The organism is Paenibacillus oryzisoli (genome assembly GCF_050467285.1).
In the GTDB taxonomy this organism is placed as follows: Bacteria; Bacillota; Bacilli; order Paenibacillales; family NBRC-103111; genus Paenibacillus_E; species Paenibacillus_E oryzisoli_A.
In genome coordinates this window covers 471926-491415 of record NZ_JBCMUN010000001.1, presented here as the reverse complement: position 1 = coordinate 491415, position 19490 = coordinate 471926, and the positions used below count along the sequence as shown (strand labels likewise).

Below are 19490 nucleotides of genomic sequence, written 5' to 3'. Positions count from 1 at the left end.
TTCTTTCCTAAATTGTTTTTAAAAGACCCATACACGCTTCATACAGCGATAACTCCTTTGGCTTCACTAACTGACTGTTATGCCATAACAATGTGAAATCACCATTAAATTTCTTGCATTGAGAATGAAAATTTCTAATTACCTCTAAGGCTTCCTGCCCTTGCACGCCCATATACTGCTTATGAAGTACAGTCTGTTCCATGACAATGAGTGGTCTTTCTTTTAGTTTTAATGGTTTTCTCGTCACTACATTAAACACAGAGTATTCGTAACATACGCCACAACGAAACCCAGGATAATCCGCGTAGCTTAATGTACTGTCATAACTTAAACCAGCATCTTCCCAATGCTGCCACGTTTCAGGAGCACTCCATCGCAAGTAATGTTGTCTGCCTCCCCATTCTTTCTGATAGATCCCATTAGCTTGTATAACATCGAGTAAAATATCAAATTGTTGCTTTATCCTTTGAGGATTAGAATAGGTGTGATAACTTGGGTGCAACCCAATCTCATGCCCTCTAGCATGTATTTCACAAAGCAATTGTTGAATTTCACGATCATACATCGAATAGTTACCATCCAAGTCACGGGCAGTCTCTTGTGTGATAAAATAAAATGCACTGCGGATACCTGCTTTTTCGCTTTGATCCATGATCCAACGAAATGTATTAAAAGGATCTTTCGTTAAGTCTCCGTTTCTTGTCGACCATATGGCCTTTGCCTTTGCATAGGCAGACTGTAGGTCACGCCTTTTCAAAGCATCTGACATGACTTCCTTCATCATTCTTGGGTTTGTCTTCCCTCCCACATAAAAGGGCCAATCAACATCGTGACTTACAATAAACCTTTGTTTTCTTGGCAATCTCTGCATATGGGGCCAAAGGTCCCGCATACATGCCCACAAAATTTCTAGATACTCATTAATAATCGGGCGATGCAGAAATTTTTCTCGAAAAGCAAGGGAACTGCGCGCGGAGAAACGATCACGTTGATCTCTCTCTGTAATGACATACTCCTCATACCGTGTTAACATGAAAAAAGCACTTCCAAATATATCTAAACCACAATGAATCGTTTGCGGATGTTTTTCAAAGTAAGAGCCATTCCGGTATCTCTGTCCAAAAATAATGGGCAGCGTCCCAAACGACTCGTGCTCCCACACTTCCAGCGGAGAATGAGGCAGGGAAGCTTGTTGTAACCATAGCCGTTCTTCCGTTTGTAAGAATACGTCTGCTACTATGAGCTTCGAATCGTTATTGCCTTCAATTGTAATTTCAAATTCCCTTCGCTCTTCAAATAGAACTGTGTAATCAAGACCTAGAAACTCTTGAAAAATAACCTTCAATATATATTCTCTTTCTGGTATATACCTGAACGGAGATCGTATAGTCAGCACTTCATTGTCCCCCATGCTTTTTCATGAAATTTATCCACTCTCTGCCCGTTCGAAATAACTCTTTGATTCCTTGTTTCCTTACAAGATAATAAGGGGTTAGCTTGCCTCCCCAGGGCGATTTGGCTTCGGATACAGATGGAATATTAGCGCCACAAAAGTCAAACCCCCCTATACCGTCTGAAGACAAGTCCTTAAAGGAGAAATCAATTAATTGCTGCGTGACGCCATGAGACAGATAGGCTTGTTTAGTGCCCAATACCCAACCTAAAGCACATTTCTTATTCAGTACGAGTATGATATTGGCACTAACGGGTACCCCCTCTTTGCTATAACAAACATAGGAACGGAAGGACTCCTCGCCTAATAAATTTTTTGCCAATTTCATATCCGAAATGGATAACTGGTGCTGGAATCCTTTTCTTGTTTCAGTTTCGACTAGGCATTGATGAATGTCCTCAAAGTTGTCCGTTTTTTCCACAACATAGCCTTCTGAATTAGCCTTCTTTATCTTCCTTACAATGAGACTGTCCAGCTCTTCAGGTTTGTATGGAAATTCAATTTTATAGGTATATTGGACACTGATCTGAAAGCCTGCCCAGATCCAAGGTCGAATATCGGTAATTTCTGGGGGAAGTACAAAGTCGACATCAGATCCATTCTTGATCATATCTCTTAGCATCACATCAGCTACATCATTCCATTGCCGAAGGATACGATAACTTTTGTTCGTCGGTGTGGGGGAGAATTCAACAGGATGGTAGAAATTTAATGGCGGCAAATATAGCTTTCCTTGCTGATTTAGAAAGAAAATACTCTCACAATACGCATCTGAATTGGGAGCTTGAAATCGCTTCAGCTGAACCTGGCATTTCCACTTCTGTCTATTAAATTCCGCCCAATTAACTAAAGCTTCTTGAACTTGAACTTGCATCATGCTCGCTCCTTTTCAGTCCCCTCATTTTTCGAACAGCATACCAAGATAAACTTAGATGTAAACTGTATCCTAGCGTGGCCGCAATGCTTAAGAACGCAACTGCCATATCCGCACTTTGATTTGTTAGGCGAGCAAGATATAGTGATCCAAGAATCATTATGATTCGAATCACTTCTCTATATAGATGAAGATCCTGCCGCTCCATTACACTAAGTGTTGCTCCTACCGAAGTAGCAATAAACTGACTTAAGTACATGATTGAGATAATTCTCATAAAGTGACCCGACCTCTCCCAGGCATCACCGAACAAATAATGGAATAACATAGGAGCAAAGATGACGACGCCTCCGATGATAATAATCCCAAGGATAAGTGCCTTTTTGACTGTACCTTTAAATAATGAATATATTTTAGATGGATTTTGGTTCAAACAAATGGCGAATTCAGACATATAAACTTGATTAATTGAAAGGGAAATCAGTGTGATCGGTGCTCCCAGGAACCGCTGTCCCATTGTGAAAAGTCCCGCAATAACCGGGCCGTACAAAGCAGCCAGTATGATGTTTGGGAGATACAAACCAATACTATTAAGAATATTCGACCAGCTCGAGAGGAGCGGAAACCTTCGATACCGATGAGCACTATCTTTCATTTCCATCCATGTCGATCGAAGATTATCCCTCTGAACATCTTTACGCCATAGCTTCCACTGCGAATGTACGCCCGTCACGCGACCGAGCAGTTCACCGATAATAAGGCCTAGCGCACCCCAGCTTGTAAAACTTAAGAGGAATTGCGAGGAAACTTGACTGATGCTTTGCATAAATTTCGTGCGAGAGAGTTGATTAAAGTATTCTTTTCGAACAGACCACAGATTTAAGATTTGGTGACATCCTGCACCGAATAAACTTAGCGCGAACAACCAAACATAGTTCTGCATATCCTGCTCATCCAACCATCGTGATAACTGGGCGTGCAACAAATAAAAGCCAATTCCACCAACGATACTAATGATCACGCATAATAATAAGGATAGCTTGACGAGGCTTGAGGCGATTCGATCGTTATCCGGCAAGGGAATCGCAATTTCATAGGATAAAGAGACAATAACGAGTACAATTGAAATAATCGAAATATATACAGAGAAAATGCCGAAATCAGCAGGGCTATATAGACGAGTTAATAAAGGTAACGTCACCAGAATGATGACTTGACTCAGCACCGTTCCCCTCGCCAAAATAACGACATTGCGCATAAACTGGTCCAAAGATAGCCCCTTGAGAAATTTCATAGTACGCTCCATTCACAGTGATTCGATCAACTTTGAACTTACATAGCTTTGAATTTGAGGGTCAATTTGCGGCCAAATTGGCAATGATAATACTTCACTGGCTAATTTCTCTGCCTTCGGCATCTGAGCTCCCATTGCCCGATAAACCGGAAGCTTATGAACAGGAACAGGATAGTAGATCATCGTGCTTACACCTATCTGTTCTAACTTCGCTTGAACCTGTTCCCGTTTTCCTTCGTTAACCCGAATTGTGTACTGATGATACACATGCTTGGCATAACCGGCTTCCTCGGGAAGAACAATGCCGTTCACTTCACTTAACATCGCTTTGTAAGTATTCGCAGCTTGCCGCCTGCCCTCATTCCATTTGTCAATATGCGGCAGTTTTACGCGTAGAACTGCTGCTTGCATTTCATCAAGCCTAGAATTATATCCAATGATCTCGTTAAAATACTTCTTCTTGGAGCCATGTACTCTAAGCATGGCTGCTTTCACTGCGAATTCTTCATTATTCGTAGCTAACAATCCACCATCCCCATATGCACCTAAATTCTTGGATGGAAAGAAAGAGAAGCAGCCGATATCACCAATCGTCCCTACCTTTTGTCCGTGATATTCCGCCCCAAACGCTTGAGCGGTATCTTCAATGACAAGCAGTTGATGTTTGTTGGCTATTTCCAGGAGCAACCCCATATCAACAGGATGACCGAACAGATGAACAGGAATGATTGCCTTTGTTCGTTCCGTAATAACAGCTTCGAGCTGTGACAAGTCTATATTGTACGTGAGTTCATCCACATCTACGAAGACCGGTGTTGCTCCAACTTGACTTATCGCTTCCGCCGTGGCAAAGAAAGTGAATGGTGTTGTAATAACTTCATCGCCAGGACCTATTCCGGCAGCAAGTAGACCAATTATGATAGCATCCGTTCCAGAATTTAAAGTGATTGCGTATTTAACACCTAAGTAATCTGCCACTTCCTGTTCAAACTTTTTAACATTAGGTCCCATAATAAATGTTCCCGCATCTAAAACATCTTCAAACGCTTGCATCAGCTGAGGCTTGAGCTCTTTAATTTCGTAACTTAAATCAAGGACAGGCACCGATTTCATTGATAACATGGCTATTCCTCCGATACTTTCGATAATGTTCCATCATGTAATCGGTATCTTCGACCGCATTCTGGGCAGTCCGCCGCATACCCGTTCATTGTTAAGTTGTGACCACACTCGCATACCCAGCCTATTCTTCTTGCAGGAACACCTGCTTGGAGAGAATAAGACGGGACATCTTTCGTAACAACAGCCCCAGCAGCGATAAAGGCCCATTCGCCAATCGTTACGCCACAGACAACTGTTGCATTAGCACCAATGGACGCTCCTCTTTTAACAGTCGTTATGTAATAATCATCACGTGTGTTTCGCGGGAATGCGGATCTTGGTGTTTTGACATTCGTGAAGACCATACTTGGCCCGCAAAACACATCATCCTCAAGAACGACACCTTCATAAACAGAAACATTGTTTTGAATTTTCACGCCATTGCCAATTGCTACATGATTCGCAACGAACACATTCTGTCCTAAACTGCAGCTCTTACCAATGACAGAAGTGCTGCTTACATGTGAAAAGTGCCACACCTTCGTTCCTTCACCAATGCTTGCACCTTCATCTACAATCGCTGACTCATGCTTGAAATAAGTCATTCTCTACGCTCCCCACTATAATAGGAAATACTGAGCCGGCTTCTTGCAATGCTTCATTGCATTTCTCGTATCAAATACAATCGAAGCCGTGCTGCCAATTAACTCGTAATCAAATTGTGTATGGTCCGTGGTAATGACGGTGATATCGGCTTCGGTTAATCGCTCGCTTGTGACAGCCACGCATTCATAATGGCGATTGTGATGTTTAAAGGACCGAATGCACGTATCACTTAGAATAACTTGTGCTCCTCTGCTCTCCAGCTCTTCAATAATGTGAAGTACGGGAGATTCTCGATAATCATCAATGTCCTTCTTATACGCAACACCTAACAGATATACCGTCGAACCATTAATGGATTTACTTTGCGCATTTAGAATTTCACCAATCTTCTTTACAACGAATTCTGGCATCGCATTATTAATTTCGCCCGCTAATTCAATCAGTCTCGTATGATAATTAAACTCTCTTGCTTTCCATGTCAGGTAAAATGGATCGATCGGGATGCAATGGCCGCCTAGCCCTGGTCCAGGATAAAATGCCATGAATCCATATGGCTTGGATTTGGCTGCATCAATGACTTCCCATACATTAATACCCATACGATCACATAAGATTGCCATTTCATTGGCTAAAGCAATATTGATATGCCGAAACGTGTTCTCATAAATTTTTTCCATTTCAGCTACGGAAGGACTGGAGACCGTATGTACATCACCTTCTAGCACTTCTTGGTAGAGCGCAACTGCTGTTTGTAAACATGCCTCGGTCACGCCTCCAACCACTTTAGGTGTATTCTTTGTGCTAAAAAATTTATTTCCGGGATCAACACGCTCAGGAGAATAGGCTAGGAAGAAATCCACACCACAGCGTAAACCCTTTTGTTCTAAAATAGGTTTAACAAGCTCTTCTGTTGTCCCTGGATATGTTGTACTTTCAAGAACAACTAGCATGCCTTGATGCAAATAGTCTGAAATCGCTTTGGCTGAATTTACCACGTAGCTTGTATCCGGTTGTTGGTAAATATCGAGCGGGGTCGGCACACAGATGGCGACTGCATCCACCTCGCTTAAAAATGCGAAGTCCGTGGTCGCTTGTAAGCGTCCTTCTTCGATAATGACTCGCAAATCTTCGTCAATAACGTCTCCAATGTAATTAATACCTGCATTCACCATATCTACTTTCGTTACTTGTACATCGAAACCAATGACTTTATAGCCTGCTTTGGCTTTCTCAACGGCAAGTGGAAGACCTACATACCCAAGTCCAATCACACCAATGACAGCCGTTTTATTTTCAAATTTATTGATGAGTGTCTTGCTATGATTATCAACAACACTTTGCGTATCCATTAGCATACGAACCCTCCTATTTCTCTTGTCGGCATATTTCTCAGCCCGTCTTCACAGATTTCAAGCACTAATTTCACAGCACTTCTTCCATCTGCAGCAGATACAATTGGTTGACGATTCGTATAAATGGCTTCAACCATATCGTTAAGAATGGCTTGATGGCCTGAAGTGCCGATAGGATCTGCTTCTACTTGTTTGATCCATTCATTAACTTCCTCTGCGGGGTACTTAGCACAGTTCCATTGTTTGATCCAGCTCGCCGTAGGCCCGCCAATAATGGCATAGCCCTCTTCGCCGAAAACACTGATGGATTCTTCTAAATTGGCACGATAGATCGTTGTCGCGGCTTCAACAACGCCTAGGTAACCATTGGCGAATCTTAGTGTTGCTACCGCAACATCCTCTGACTCGATGTTTCGAATACGTGTATCAATCATCGCCTTCACTTGAGTAATAGAACCGAATAGCCATTGCAATAGATCCAGACTGTGTATAGCTTGGTTCATAAGTACACCACCATCCATACTCCGTGTTCCGCGCCATATGGATTGATCGTAGTACGCTTGATCTCGGTTCCATCTCAATGTTGCGCTGATATGACTGATTTTTCCAAACACCCCCTTGTCGAGAGCCCACTTCAATCTCTGCACAGCAGGGCGAAAACGGTTGGGGTGGACGACAGCTATCTTCACATCATGCTGAGAAGCCGCATCTATGATGAGATCAATGTCTTCCAATGTCATGGCCATTGGTTTTTCAATAATTAGATGCTTCCCCGCTTTGGCTGCAGCGATTGCATGCTTGACATGCAGTCCGCTTGGTGTGCAAATACATACCACATCAATCTCAGGTAAGCTTGCCAGCATTTCTGTTAAATCTGTAAAACAGGCAATTTGTAAGCTCGCGGATAACTCCTGCAATCTCATCAGGTTCGTGTCACAAACTGCAACTAGTCTGGCTTCTCCAATTTTATTAATTGCTTCAATATGTTTGTTAGCGATATGGCCACAACCAACTATGGCAAAATGAATCATAACTTACCCTCCAACTGGGTGGAAATCTCCCTTTTAACTTGCGTCTCTAAGCGAAAATTCGGTAAACGATCTTTTTTTTTTACTTTTTTTAATCGTTTCTTTTCTAAAAATAGGCTAAAGCTTGCAGCTGCGAAGAAACCTATAAAAAAGCTTACTGCTAAATTAAACATTTTCTTCGGTTTGACCGGCGTAGAAGAATTCTCATAAACAGCAAGGTCTAACACATTCACATTAGCTTGATTAAGAATTAGCGTTGAGTTACTTACAAAGGATTCCGCAAACGCATTTGCGATAGCAACAGCCTGATTCGCATCATTCGCATTCGCGTAAATCGATAAAATTAAAGCACCAGGATCCGTCTTCACTTGGACTTTTTTCAACAATTCACTTGGAGTTAAATTGCTCGAAAGCTTTGACTTTACAATGTTTGCGATAAATAGACTTTGTATAGCTTCCTGGTATGTGGTTGTTAACATTTGGTTAGCAAGCAGTTCATTATATTTGTTTGAAAGATTATCAGATCTATCAAAATTAGCAATCAATGTCGATTTTGCTTGATATTCGGGTTGAAGCACCGTATTTAATGAGAATCCTGCAGCGACAAAGCAAATCAATATGATTGGAAACACGATAAAATGTCTACGAATCGCGATAAGAATCTGTTCTCCCATTACCTCACCTCTCTCATTTTTTGACTCATGGTTAGAACTTCTTGATTATGCTGAGTTCCTAGCACCTTTTCGCATAACTCCTCCATGCTCGTACTTACCATGCCATATTGCTTTTGAAGCCTTTTAAAATGCTCTATAATTTGCTGAAAAGCTGCCATATTGGCATCTTCGTCATTGGCGAAATTGTAAGGATGCCACCAGAGGTGGTATACAAGTCCTCGCTGAGCAGCATAAGTCATACTAGACAGCACTCGCTTTAATCTTAAAGTCTCCAACAAATTCGTTCTCTGAGAATAGGGTCTTAGGAAATGACTAGCAGGTAAGTTAAGAGGAATTTGTTTCTGCAGCTCATGCATAGCGTAGCAATTGTGTCCTGAAATGTTGATGTAGGAGTCAGCCAATCGAAAAATCCGTTTCACCATGGAGTCTGATCTGGAGTAACCTTTTTTATAAATCCAATGTGATGGATTACCTCGGTAAGAAAGAATGCCATATTTCTTTAACACGTTAATGTAATTGTCATTGACTTGGTTTCTGGGAAAAATAATACTTTTCAGTTTCAGTCCTTTTTTTTCGGCAATTCTTACAGCAGCCTTTAAATCCGCTTCAAAATGCTCTAAGGATTGTCCCCGCTCTAAGCAATAATAATGAGAAAAAGTGTGGGTTGAGATCTGTTGGTTTCGAGTCTCTTTAATAGCTTTGATCAACGAAGGCGCATAATGATGAGGATCCTGCAACTCATTTAATCCTACATTCCCATTCTTTATGTAAGGATAAGGCGACAGTTCAGGCGAAGAGTACTCAGGCTTCATGACAGGCAAGTTATTCGCAAGTTCGTCGTAATTTTCAAAAAATAATAGTCCCACAATAGCCCAGGTCACATGAATTTCGTTTTCCTCTAGGTATGTAAGGAGCTTGGGAATTAATTGCCTTTCGCCAGACATCTCCTTATCATACCGATGAAGCGAATAGATATCTCGAATTCCCCAATACATTTCAAAATCAAGTGATATGACAAATTGTCCTTGTAATTTTTCCATATGATCTCCAGCCAATAATTTATACCCAGCTTCTTTCCAGTTCAAATGAACTTTCATAACCGTTTGGATTATTCACTTGCCAACGCCAAGCATCCATACACATTTCTTCAAGACCTTTCTGAGCTTCCCAACCTAACTCAGCCTTCGCTTTTGTAGGGTCGGCATAGCAGATTGCCACATCGCCAGGTCTACGGTCAACGATTGAATAAGGAATATGCTTTCCAATGATTTGCTCGAATGCTTGAATCATCTCAAGCACGCTATACCCTTTGCCTGTACCTAAGTTGTAAGCATTTACTCCGGTTACACCAGACATTACTTTCTCAATCGCTTTAACATGGCCTAGTGCTAAATCTGTTACATGGAGATAATCTCGAATGCCGGTTCCATCTGGCGTCGGATAGTTATTTCCAAAAATGCTCATCTCCCTTAACTTCCCAGCAGCAACTTGCGTAATGTAAGGGGCCAGATTATTGGGGGTACCATTTGGATATTCCCCAAGACGTCCACTTTGATGAGCTCCCACTGGATTGAAGTATCTTAAAGGAATAATGCTCCATTCGTTATCGGATATATAAAGATCCCTCAGTATTTCTTCAACCATCAATTTCGAACGGCCGTAAGGGTTGGTAGCTTCCAAAGGAGAGCTTTCAGATATCGGAACTTGTGCTTTCAATCCGTATACGGTCGCTGATGAGCTAAACACTAGTTTCTTGACATTATGCTTTTTCATCATTTCGATCAGTGTTACTGTTCCATTAATATTATTATCATAATATTTGAGTGGCAGATGAATGGACTCTCCAACTGCTTTCAGCCCTGCCAAATGGATTACAGCATCAATACGATTTTCCATGAATACTTTTTCAAGCCTTTCTTTATCCCGCATATCTAATTGATAGAATTGTAAATTCTCGTTTGTTACTTCGTAGATTCTTCGAAGAACTTCTGGCTGACTGTTGCTAAAATTGTCGAACAAGACAATATCATAACCAGCATTTAGCATCTCGACACTAGTATGAGCCCCTATAAATCCACAGCCGCCAGTGATTAAAATTGCCATCTTCGTCCACCCTTTCAAGGTACTAGCCTCTTGGTTTACCCAAATAAGCATGTCATTCATGATACAAAACGGATACGTACATCTAGTCACCGAAACATTTTGTATCATTCACAATTTAAGGATACGATACAAAACGTATCTAGTCAAGCACTACTTTGCATTAAATTAAATACATTTCGTATCACCACAAAGACATGTATATTAATTTCATTCACTTTGAAGGAATTCTTCAGAGATTTCTTTCACTTTAAGCATATCCGGAATCCAATACCAAACAGTACTCTTAACCAGTGGATCCATTTCCAAACTTGACTGTCCAGGAATTTGAATATAACTAAAATCGGATGTTTTTACTCCCTTTAAAAGCCAAGCTAAACTAATCAAATCTCCATCAGAAAAATTTGTATCTGAGATATCTTTCTTAGCTAATGTAAGCAGCTTAGGTAGCTTGGGAAGTTGATTGGGTTGCAGTAATTTTACCGCAACTTCTTTTAGCACCTGAGATTGGTGAATTTGCCTTCCGAAATCGCCGTCTTGCAACGAATGTCTTTCACGTACCAAACTTAGGGTTGTCAATCCATCAATATGTTGTGTGCCTTGATGCAGCAACAGTGACGACTCCCCTAAATAAATATCCTCCGGTATTTCAATATCGATACCACCTATTTCATCAATTATGTTGATAAAACCCTTGAAATTTGTTTTTATGTAATAATTAATTGGGATATTGAGAAATGTGCTTACCGTTTGAAGCACCAATTGAGTTCCTTCTTTATTCCCTCCGCGAAGTTCCCCCACGATATGCGCATGATTGATTTTGGTATAACCGACGCTTTCAACAAGCACTCTCGAATCGCGCGGAATAGATACGATGGCAACCTTTTTCTCATTTGGCATGACATGCGCTACAATAATAACATCTGAACGAGAGTCTTCGTCCCCAATTGCATCTGTACCTAGGATCAGCACGTTAAAAGATGCATGCTTTTCTTGTTGCTTTTCTTCTTGTTTTTCTTGAATACCCGTCGACGTTGATGCAGGATCTACTACAATATTCGCATCTGGTTGATTAGATTGATTTAACGATGTAGATTGCACATTCGGTGTAGATAATATAGGTAATTCACTTCCTTGAAAGTGACGATTGGGCTCAAAGCTCAAATAGATCCAGCAACTACCTGCGAGTCCTAAAGAAGCAATAAAATAACAAATGGTTTTGCGTCTCATTTTTCACCCTTCTTATCTAAATTGGCACCTGAACGTAACAAATTGTATCATTCACTCGTTTACTTTACGATACATTTCGTAACATGTCAACAGTTGACTTTAGCTGTAAAATGAAGAAAGACGGTAAAGTTCACCGTCTCTTTAACGATATACGATCGCGGCCTTTCTCGCCTGAATTTTATTATTACTCTCTTTCACATTGGAGAATGGTTTACCCGTTACATAAGTACTAAACTGAATCCCATAATCAACTTCACTAATATCATTGCCGGTGATTGTACCATTCTGAACTCCCTGCCACGTCCAAATTCCATTACTGCCTCGCACTATTTTATTATTTGAAATTTCGAAATTTGCGATATCACCAATTCGCATTCCGCTTGTACCACTTTGGTTTGAGCCTGCTCCCATCGCAACCGTATTATTTGTTATTTTAATACGGTCTACCATTGTTTCGGCTGAGACCTCAATGCCACCATAAAAGCTGCCGACTCCATCTATGTTGTTGCCACTTACAACGACATCGTTGGCATATACAGATATACCTGCATACATATCTATCCCTGGTACGGGATTACTCGCCACATATTGATTATTATTCAAGAAGGAATTTATGATATGGTTATTTGAAACGGTAATGCCTGGCGTTGAAATTTTAATGCCACGTTTTGCAACCCGTTCAAATGTATTGCCACTTATTACGGAGTTAGATAAGGTGGTACTTGAGTCGAAGTAGATGCCATCAGCGTCATCTTTTGGATAAATACCCGAAATCGAATTATTACTGATCGTCACGTTCTTGGCAATCGTACCATTGTAGCTCGAAACCATGACTCCTCGAGACACAGCTGGTGCATTTTTGGCTCGAACACTTGTAATCGTATTGGCATCTAAGAGTACACCAACGATTCCAGTTTTTATCATAACACCAGCGACAAGATCCGTTGAATAATTCCCGCCTTGCGTGATGTTCTTAATTGTACTGTTTGTTATTTTAATGTTGGATATGTTCTCATAGAGCGTTATTCCAGTCTTACTTAGGTTATTCCCGTCGACAATTAGTTTATCGATCGCTACATTACTGCCCTTAATTCCGATTACTTCGGCTGCATGACCGTTTCCTGTCATCTTAATGGTGGATCCATTACCCTGTACACTAACGTTAGCTGCAATAGCTAAGGGAGCTCCTGTAGCGATGGTATATTGACCATTTGCGGGGAATACAACCGTTCCACCAGTGACAGCCGCGGCATCTAAAGCCTGTTTAACTGTACTATAATTCCCAACATTATATATCTTTCCCGTTGGTGTCGTTGGTGTTGTTGGGTCAGGTGGCGTAACAACTGCCGGGGTTGCTACTTTGGTTGTTTGCTTACCATCGAAGATATACGCACCATCATCGGGAATAATAACATAAAATGGTTTTCCATTAACGAAAGCATTATCCAGCGCCTTTTGCATTTCTGCATCAGCCATGCTCCATTCATCTCCTTTTTTCATTTTTTAGCATTCATGTCTTATGACAATTCATGCTGTAATTCAGCTTATGCACAAAAACGCCATTTGCTCGCGGCCAATGACTCTATGACATTGATCTCTTAAAATTTAGTTTCTAGTAAAAAGAAAAGAAGCCAGCTTAGAGCTGGCCTCTTCTTCCTTTACTAGGCACGATTTACATCATAATCACTTGCATGAATATGATTATTGTTGATTTCAATATTTCTCTTATAGTTGTTTGGCAGATATGTCTCTAAATTGATTCCCCCGCCACGAGGCATATTAATTTTATTTCCTTTTATGATGCCATTTGAGGCGCTCTGCCAAGTCCAAATGCCGGTTCCCCCATTTTCCAACTCATTATTACTTATTGTAAAATAATCCACGTATCCAATTCGAATACCCGTTGTCCCTTTTTGATTACTAGTCGCACCCATTTTAATTTTATTATTGTTGATTATGACATGACTAACCATTCGTTCCGCTGCAATTTCAATCCCCGCATAATAACTTCCTACTCCCTGGAGAATATTATCAGAAATCATAGTATTATCTGCATAAATACTTATGCCCGCATACATATCTGGAGCTAGGCTTCCTTCGTCTTTACCTTTGTAATAGTTATTGTTCAAATAATTGTTAATGATTTGATTACCAATAATTTGGACGCCTTGGGCGTTTATTTTAATGGCCCTCTTTGCGCAATTTTCAAATCTATTATTTGAAATTTTGCTATTCGTGTCTTCTTTAACATCACGACTTAAGTTTGGATCTTCATAAAAAATGCCATCTCCATCATCTGCTGGACCAATATCATGGATGAAATTATTGATGATGGAAACATGCATAGCAGCCTTTTCATGCCATCCCGACTTATTTTCCGTCAGATAAATACCTCTAGCCACCAAACTACCTTGATTCTCATGAATAGCTTTCATATTTTTTATTTCTGTATGATCAATCGTTATATCCGTAGTATTCCCATAAATTGTTACACCACTTACTACTTCATTATAATCGTCTCGAGAGGGGTCACTACTCTGGGAAGCATTTTCAATGACACAGTTACTTACGATTATATTGGAGCTATTTGAATCAACTAACACAATATTAATCGCCCGTTGATCTCCATCCAAGGTAAGATGACTTATTTCAATATAATCACCGGAAATGGTTAATAAATTACTTCCAAATTCCTCATCTGATTTCGCCTTTAAGACCGTTGTAGCCCCCTCTCCAAATATTTTGGTATTAGAACTGACCGTTAGTTTTTGAGTTGCATCGATAAGGTAAGTACCACTTGGTAGAAATAACGTGCTATTTTTTATAGATACTTGTTGTAATGCAGTTTGAATGGCTTGTGTATCATTGGTTAAGCCATCACCTTTAGCTCCAAATTGCTTTACATTAAAAGCAACAATGCCTAACGGATTTAATTGATCTGGTAGGATATTATCCGGGGTTTGAATGCTAACAATTCGAGTATCGGAATCCCAATTAATCGAATAGCCACTATTTTCACTAATAAAACGAAGCGGAACAACTGTCACATTATCCACTATTTTTGCAGGTATTTGGAGCTTGATCGGTTTATCATTCACATAAGCGATGGAGCTATTGATCGGCAATGTGATCCGTAGTCCAACCTTTTCTCCTGTAACCGTCTGTTCTTCTTCATTCCAGAAAACGTCAAAGCCCATTTTTTCAAAAATCGATCGAAACGGAACAAGTGTACTTCCTTCCTCAATAAAAGGACTGACCTCAAACTGCATCTCTTCATGATCAAAAAGAACCGTAACATTACTTTCTGCTCTTGCTTCGTTGGATGCGAGTACGAATATCCATAAAAATACGACTTGCACACCGAATAGTAATAACTTCAAATTATACTCTCTCCTAACATGATGCAGAATTAGCATTCAACTTAACATTCATAGCAAAAAAGTCTTGATTTACAAGACCTTTTTGCTCACGCCCGATTTATTAATTTGTAATAAACTATTTTTACCCACTCTAGTGGAACGTTTTCTTTGGTATCATGATGTGTCCACCATTGGTCAAACGTATATTCAGAAGGAGCTGCTACAAAGTGCAATTCAACATCAGACTCTTTGAACACTTTTCTGAAGGTTAACCGAGTTCGAAGTGTATGCCAATCTGAAGTAACTACCAATGCTTTCTTCATATTTTGTTGAAGAAGTATTTCCTTCGAATATTTAGCATTTTCATAGGTATTTTGAGACTGTTTCTCAAGAAGAATAGCTTTTTTAGGTATCCCTAAGGTTTCAACTCTTGAGAGCATTTTATTAATTTCCATATCATGTTTGTAATCAAATGTTCCATCAGTTAACAGTACCTTCGGAGCGTATCCATCCAAATACAATTCAGCAGCTTTTCTTGACCGCTCTGAAAAATCCCCCTCTCCACCGAGCAAAATAATGACATCACTACTAATGACATTGTCAGCAACGATTAATTTGTACCCTAGAACATTCAACCACTTATCCTTTGTAAAATACAGCAATAGCAACATAACAACCATGAGAGGTATGATCCATCTCATGGAACGTAATATTACTTTTATTACTTGCATAATTTCCACTCTTTCCTCTTGCCCTTTTTACAAATCATTGACATAGTAAGTCGATTTATTTCCTTCAACTGTACGATATTCATTACAATAAGTATAACTCTCATAGGCATGTGTACTTACTGGTTGTGGTTGAATAAAAAATGATAAGACAAGACGACCTAATTCTAGGCCACCTTTCCATTCCACTTCGTATTCAGTTCCATCTTCACATGGATTTACATTTACAAGAATGCCCTCGACAGAAAAAGTCATCTCATGCAATGTTAATTGAAATCTCCAAGTGACATGCCGACTGAGTGGCAGTACCAATGGCGATAAAAATCGCAACCCCCTCGAAGTAATTTCAGTTAGAATCACTTGAGACGAGTTGGATTCCACCCGCTTATTATTAATTTCTACAATTCTAATATGGGAATAGATCAATGTCTCATTTTTAAGGTCGAATTTTCGACTTCTGATAAAGTTATTGCCCATACACTCAGCTTCCTTTTTTCAATGATGGAGATTCTAGTTTTGAATTTTGTGAAGCATAGAATTAACTACGAAATGGCATATTTCATTTTCATATCTACTTAAACACTGGTATAATAAGTCTTACTTAATGGATAAACTAATATTATTTATATGGAAAGATGAGGAAATAAACAATGACAAAATACGGGGACAGAATTGCCCTTCTGAGAGAACGGCATGCACTCACCCAGGAAGATTTGGCAAGTAAGCTGGGTATTTCAAGAGCTTCACTATCACATTATGAGACTTCACGTAGAGAACCAGACTATACGACACTTAATAAAATTGCTTCTTTCTTTCATGTATCTATTGATTACTTATTGGGAAGAACGAATCAATCAAATCGTACACTCGATGTAGAAGTACGTGATTTCGTTGATAATTTAGAACTTTCTGATGAAAAGATTATGGAAAAATTCGCATTAACTATAGATGGGAAAAAGCTATCTCCGGATGAAGCGCGGCGTTTTATTGCCTTTGTAAGGGCTGAACGCTCTCTAGATTAATTGTACTAGTTGTTACATGCTACTAACAGATTTTCAGCCTGTTTATCTAAATGAACACCAATATAACGCAATGTTACCGATGGGGCAGAATGATTAAACAAATCACGAAGAACAGCAATATTTTTCGTCCGTTGATAGTAATGGTAACCATAAGTTTTTCGTAAAGTATGTGTACCTATATCTTGGAGTCCGATCTGCTTCGCAGCTTCATTTAGTATACGGTACACACGAATACGCTTGATTGGCTTTCCAGTTCGCTTTGAAGGAAAAACATAATCATTATCATCCATATACTTGACATAATCTAAAATAGACTCAGTAAGATTGGCATTAATACTAAAAGTCTTTTCTTTCCCTGTCTTCTCCTCCCGTATACTGACTTTACTCTTACCCTTTAAATCTAACACCTTTAAAGTTAATAAATCGCTTAAATGTAACCCGGAATTAATGCCAATTGTAAATAGGAGCCAGTCTCGATGGGATTGCCTAATTAATATCTCTTGCATTTGTGCAATCTTTTCTTGATCACGAATCGGTTGTACCACTTGCATGAATCAACGCTCCTCTTTATAAATTATTGATACAAAATGTAACTAACATGGTATGACTAAGCACAACCAATTAATTTTAGAGCTAAGTCCAATCGCCCCCCATCCCTAAATTAATAGTTTTTTAATTCTTATTTGTAGAGCATTGCATGATACATATCGTATCATTAGAGTGATACAAAAACAAGTGTTTTATTAAATATTTATACGTTTAAATACAAACTGAAAAAAAACCCTTGTTTAAGATCTTTAAAGGGCTTTTTTTCAAAGTATTTCGTCTATGGCTCCTCGTCTACATCCCTGCCGAAACCATTCGCGCAGACTCACTTGATCCAAGCTTTAATACATGCAAAGCTTGCTGCGAGGAGAAGCACAAGCAGCTTGTGCATCGAGCTGATGCCTATTTTCCCCATAATATTTGCCAAATGGATTTTTACAGTTTTCTCGCTGATACAGCAGCTTTCCGCAATTTCTTTGTTGGTGTAACCATATGTCGCCAGCAAAGACAAGATTTCTGATTCCCGCTGGGTAAGGCTGTAACTAGCATAGTACTGGAAGGGCTTGTACATGGCTCTCAAACTCCGCTTCACATGCCATTATGGTCACTTTGTCTACGCCTGCGGCTCCTTTATTGCGTTTCATCTCTTAGAAAGCTTCCTCCAGGTTTGGTGTTGCCCAGATCTTATCGAAGAGGCTTTACGTTATGTATGTTCAGCTAGCACTTTACCTCATCCCCGCCGAAGCAACCCTTGCCGACTCGTTCGTCCCAAGCTTCGACACGTTCAACGCTTGCTGAAGCAGCATCGCCAGCAGCTTGCGCATAGAGCTGATGCCGATTTTACCCATAATGTTGGCAAGATGAATCTTTACCGTTTTCTCGCTGATGCAGCAGCTTTCCGCAATCTCTTTGTTCGTGTAGCCGTGCGCAGCCAGCAAGCCCAGAATTTCCGTCTCCCGCTGCGTCAGCCCGTAGTTCGCGTAAAAATGCTGCAAAACCTCTTGCTCGTAGGATATTTGCTGATTCATATCACAACTTCCTTTATATGTATATTCCTTTCGCGGCTAAGGTCCAGGAAAATATTTTCGATTTTTACCAATGGCTTCGTATCGTCCGACGGGTTAATATACACCACTTCACCCCAGCGGCCATCCGTAAGCAGGACTTGTCGTCCGATTAAATTTTTGATCATATTATTCAGAAAAACAGAAACGATGTGCGGGTCCAGCTCGCCGAAAAAACCTTTTCTAAGCCGGCTGACAACTTCATAAAAAGGCATCATTTCGTGATACGGTCGCTTCGACGACATCGCATGAAACACATCCGCAACGGCGACGATCCGGCTCATTTTATCCAGTTGACTGTCCTTGAGCTGCAGCGGATACCCCTTGCCGTCCGCCCGCTCGTGATGCTGCAGCGCCACAAGCGCCACCCGATAATTAATGCCGACCGTTTCCCTGAGCATGTTGTAGCCCAGAATCGTATGCTTCTTGATTTCTTCGTACTCTTCCGTCGTCAGCTTGCCGGGCTTCATCAATATTTCTTGGGAAATTTTGATTTTGCCAACATCGTGCATCGTTGCCGCCAGGGAGAGCAGAGCGACTTCCGTATCCTCCAGGTTCATCCATTTGCCGATCAGCGTGGAAAGGACGCCAACTCCGATATTATGCTGGTGTGTATATTCATCCTTCGCCTTGACCGCCTGAAAAAGCTGGAACAAGTCCGGATTCTCGGCAGCCTGTGAAACGATCGGGATCAATTCGTTCTTTATTTCCAACAGCGGAATTTTCTTCTGCGTTTGAATGCGTTCGAAAATATCTTTGGCATACTGCGCCGCTTTTTGTACGAGTCGCTGTGAAGAATCCTGCTTCTCGGCTGCTTCCTGCCGATGATCCGGCATGTTGACGGTTACAATATCCAGTACGTCAATGCGATGTTGGCGGAACAACTCCAAATGCTCTTCCAGCACCATCGTCTGACTGGGAACTAAAACTAACCCGTAACTCGTCGTAACGTCATACTTTAGCACTTTGCCCACTAATTCTCTCACGAGTTATCGCTCCATCTATTTGAAAATTGTACCATTTTTCTATTATAAACGACAAATTACAACAAAGGAATGG

Annotated in this window: 20 protein-coding genes; 1 reads left to right on the top strand and 19 read right to left on the bottom strand. The window is 40.4% G+C overall.

Annotated elements, in window-relative coordinates:
• Window positions 1-7 precede the first annotated feature (7 nt).
• The 15 genes from ABE504_RS01910 to ABE504_RS01840 all read right to left on the bottom strand — a co-directional run bounded on the left by ABE504_RS01910 (window position 8) and on the right by ABE504_RS01840 (window position 16276).
• Window positions 8-1345 carry a polysaccharide deacetylase family protein gene (locus tag ABE504_RS01910; protein WP_430083681.1) on the bottom strand — a complete coding sequence of 446 codons (1338 nt, stop codon included), beginning with the start codon at window positions 1343-1345 and terminating at the stop codon, window positions 8-10.
• Between the two features lie 52 nt (window positions 1346-1397).
• On the bottom strand, window positions 1398-2327 hold the full coding sequence (locus ABE504_RS01905; protein ID WP_430083679.1) for a hypothetical protein: 930 nt from the start codon (window positions 2325-2327) through the stop codon (window positions 1398-1400).
• Complete coding sequence (locus tag ABE504_RS01900) at window positions 2296-3621, bottom strand: lipopolysaccharide biosynthesis protein (RefSeq protein WP_430083677.1); 1326 nt, start codon at window positions 3619-3621, stop codon at window positions 2296-2298. Before ABE504_RS01900 ends, ABE504_RS01905 begins: the two co-directional genes overlap by 32 nt.
• Before the next feature lie 12 nt (window positions 3622-3633).
• Entirely contained in the window at window positions 3634-4734 is a 1101-nt protein-coding gene (locus ABE504_RS01895) for a DegT/DnrJ/EryC1/StrS family aminotransferase (protein WP_430084735.1), read from the bottom strand.
• Between the two features lie 11 nt (window positions 4735-4745).
• Window positions 4746-5327, bottom strand: coding sequence for an acyltransferase (locus tag ABE504_RS01890; protein ID WP_430083675.1), 582 nt, complete (start codon window positions 5325-5327; stop codon window positions 4746-4748).
• Between the two features lie 15 nt (window positions 5328-5342).
• Window positions 5343-6677, bottom strand: a complete 1335-nt coding sequence (locus tag ABE504_RS01885) for a nucleotide sugar dehydrogenase (RefSeq protein WP_430084733.1) — start codon at window positions 6675-6677, stop codon at window positions 5343-5345.
• Window positions 6677-7711 (bottom strand): Gfo/Idh/MocA family protein, encoded by a 1035-nt coding sequence (locus tag ABE504_RS01880; RefSeq protein WP_430083673.1) that lies wholly within the window; start codon window positions 7709-7711, stop codon window positions 6677-6679. The genes ABE504_RS01885 and ABE504_RS01880 overlap by 1 nt, the downstream gene beginning before the upstream one ends.
• Complete coding sequence (locus ABE504_RS01875; protein ID WP_430083669.1) at window positions 7708-8382, bottom strand: YveK family protein; 675 nt, start codon at window positions 8380-8382, stop codon at window positions 7708-7710. Before ABE504_RS01875 ends, ABE504_RS01880 begins: the two co-directional genes overlap by 4 nt.
• Entirely contained in the window at window positions 8382-9467 is a 1086-nt protein-coding gene (locus ABE504_RS01870; RefSeq protein ID WP_430083666.1) for a polysaccharide deacetylase family protein, read from the bottom strand. The genes ABE504_RS01875 and ABE504_RS01870 overlap by 1 nt, the downstream gene beginning before the upstream one ends.
• A complete protein-coding gene (galE, locus tag ABE504_RS01865) occupies window positions 9442-10485 on the bottom strand; it encodes a UDP-glucose 4-epimerase GalE (RefSeq protein ID WP_430083663.1) in 1044 nt (347 codons plus the stop codon). The genes ABE504_RS01870 and galE overlap by 26 nt, the downstream gene beginning before the upstream one ends.
• Before the next feature lie 207 nt (window positions 10486-10692).
• Window positions 10693-11712: an LCP family protein gene (locus ABE504_RS01860; protein WP_430083660.1), complete on the bottom strand. Its 1020-nt coding sequence runs from the start codon at window positions 11710-11712 to the stop codon at window positions 10693-10695.
• Between the two features lie 141 nt (window positions 11713-11853).
• Window positions 11854-13188, bottom strand: coding sequence for a right-handed parallel beta-helix repeat-containing protein (locus ABE504_RS01855; RefSeq protein ID WP_430083657.1), 1335 nt, complete (start codon window positions 13186-13188; stop codon window positions 11854-11856).
• 185 nt (window positions 13189-13373) lie between these two features.
• Entirely contained in the window at window positions 13374-15092 is a 1719-nt protein-coding gene (locus ABE504_RS01850; RefSeq protein WP_430083655.1) for a stalk domain-containing protein, read from the bottom strand.
• Between the two features lie 86 nt (window positions 15093-15178).
• Entirely contained in the window at window positions 15179-15802 is a 624-nt protein-coding gene (locus ABE504_RS01845; RefSeq protein WP_430084730.1) for a YdcF family protein, read from the bottom strand.
• Window positions 15803-15829: 27 nt separating this feature from the next.
• A complete protein-coding gene (locus ABE504_RS01840) occupies window positions 15830-16276 on the bottom strand; it encodes a hypothetical protein (protein ID WP_430083652.1) in 447 nt (148 codons plus the stop codon).
• A gap of 173 nt (window positions 16277-16449) precedes the next feature.
• On the opposite strand from ABE504_RS01840, the gene ABE504_RS01835 reads away from it, so the two are divergent.
• Window positions 16450-16821, top strand: coding sequence for a helix-turn-helix domain-containing protein (locus tag ABE504_RS01835; RefSeq protein ID WP_430083649.1), 372 nt, complete (start codon window positions 16450-16452; stop codon window positions 16819-16821).
• Between the two features lie 5 nt (window positions 16822-16826).
• Here ABE504_RS01835 and ABE504_RS01830 read toward each other — a convergent pair whose 3' ends face one another.
• The 4 genes from ABE504_RS01830 to ABE504_RS01815 all read right to left on the bottom strand — a co-directional run bounded on the left by ABE504_RS01830 (window position 16827) and on the right by ABE504_RS01815 (window position 19417).
• Window positions 16827-17372 (bottom strand): site-specific integrase, encoded by a 546-nt coding sequence (locus ABE504_RS01830; protein WP_430083647.1) that lies wholly within the window; start codon window positions 17370-17372, stop codon window positions 16827-16829.
• Window positions 17373-17692: 320 nt separating this feature from the next.
• The gene (locus ABE504_RS01825; protein WP_430083644.1) at window positions 17693-17938 is read right to left on the bottom strand and encodes a response regulator transcription factor; all 246 of its coding nucleotides are present in this window, start codon (window positions 17936-17938) and stop codon (window positions 17693-17695) included.
• Window positions 17939-18092: 154 nt separating this feature from the next.
• Window positions 18093-18395, bottom strand: coding sequence for a response regulator transcription factor (locus ABE504_RS01820; RefSeq protein ID WP_430083641.1), 303 nt, complete (start codon window positions 18393-18395; stop codon window positions 18093-18095).
• Complete coding sequence (locus ABE504_RS01815) at window positions 18392-19417, bottom strand: HD-GYP domain-containing protein (protein ID WP_430083638.1); 1026 nt, start codon at window positions 19415-19417, stop codon at window positions 18392-18394. The genes ABE504_RS01820 and ABE504_RS01815 overlap by 4 nt, the downstream gene beginning before the upstream one ends.
• Between the last annotated feature and the right edge of the window lie 73 nt (window positions 19418-19490).

Coding starts and splice junctions, on each gene's coding strand:
- ABE504_RS01885 (WP_430084733.1), bottom strand. CDS start 6,677: ATGGATACGCAAAGTGTTGTTGATAATCATAGCAAGACACTCATCAAT.
- ABE504_RS01835 (WP_430083649.1), top strand. CDS start 16,450: ATGACAAAATACGGGGACAGAATTGCCCTTCTGAGAGAACGGCATGCA.
- ABE504_RS01825 (WP_430083644.1), bottom strand. CDS start 17,938: ATGTACAAGCCCTTCCAGTACTATGCTAGTTACAGCCTTACCCAGCGG.
- ABE504_RS01860 (WP_430083660.1), bottom strand. CDS start 11,712: ATGAGACGCAAAACCATTTGTTATTTTATTGCTTCTTTAGGACTCGCA.
- ABE504_RS01895 (WP_430084735.1), bottom strand. CDS start 4,734: ATGAAATCGGTGCCTGTCCTTGATTTAAGTTACGAAATTAAAGAGCTC.
- ABE504_RS01890 (WP_430083675.1), bottom strand. CDS start 5,327: ATGACTTATTTCAAGCATGAGTCAGCGATTGTAGATGAAGGTGCAAGC.
- ABE504_RS01820 (WP_430083641.1), bottom strand. CDS start 18,395: ATGAATCAGCAAATATCCTACGAGCAAGAGGTTTTGCAGCATTTTTAC.
- ABE504_RS01875 (WP_430083669.1), bottom strand. CDS start 8,382: ATGGGAGAACAGATTCTTATCGCGATTCGTAGACATTTTATCGTGTTT.
- ABE504_RS01855 (WP_430083657.1), bottom strand. CDS start 13,188: ATGGCTGATGCAGAAATGCAAAAGGCGCTGGATAATGCTTTCGTTAAT.
- ABE504_RS01900 (WP_430083677.1), bottom strand. CDS start 3,621: ATGAAATTTCTCAAGGGGCTATCTTTGGACCAGTTTATGCGCAATGTC.
- ABE504_RS01830 (WP_430083647.1), bottom strand. CDS start 17,372: ATGCAAGTGGTACAACCGATTCGTGATCAAGAAAAGATTGCACAAATG.
- ABE504_RS01905 (WP_430083679.1), bottom strand. CDS start 2,327: ATGCAAGTTCAAGTTCAAGAAGCTTTAGTTAATTGGGCGGAATTTAAT.
- galE (WP_430083663.1), bottom strand. CDS start 10,485: ATGGCAATTTTAATCACTGGCGGCTGTGGATTTATAGGGGCTCATACT.
- ABE504_RS01845 (WP_430084730.1), bottom strand. CDS start 15,802: ATGCAAGTAATAAAAGTAATATTACGTTCCATGAGATGGATCATACCT.
- ABE504_RS01880 (WP_430083673.1), bottom strand. CDS start 7,711: ATGATTCATTTTGCCATAGTTGGTTGTGGCCATATCGCTAACAAACAT.
- ABE504_RS01840 (WP_430083652.1), bottom strand. CDS start 16,276: ATGGGCAATAACTTTATCAGAAGTCGAAAATTCGACCTTAAAAATGAG.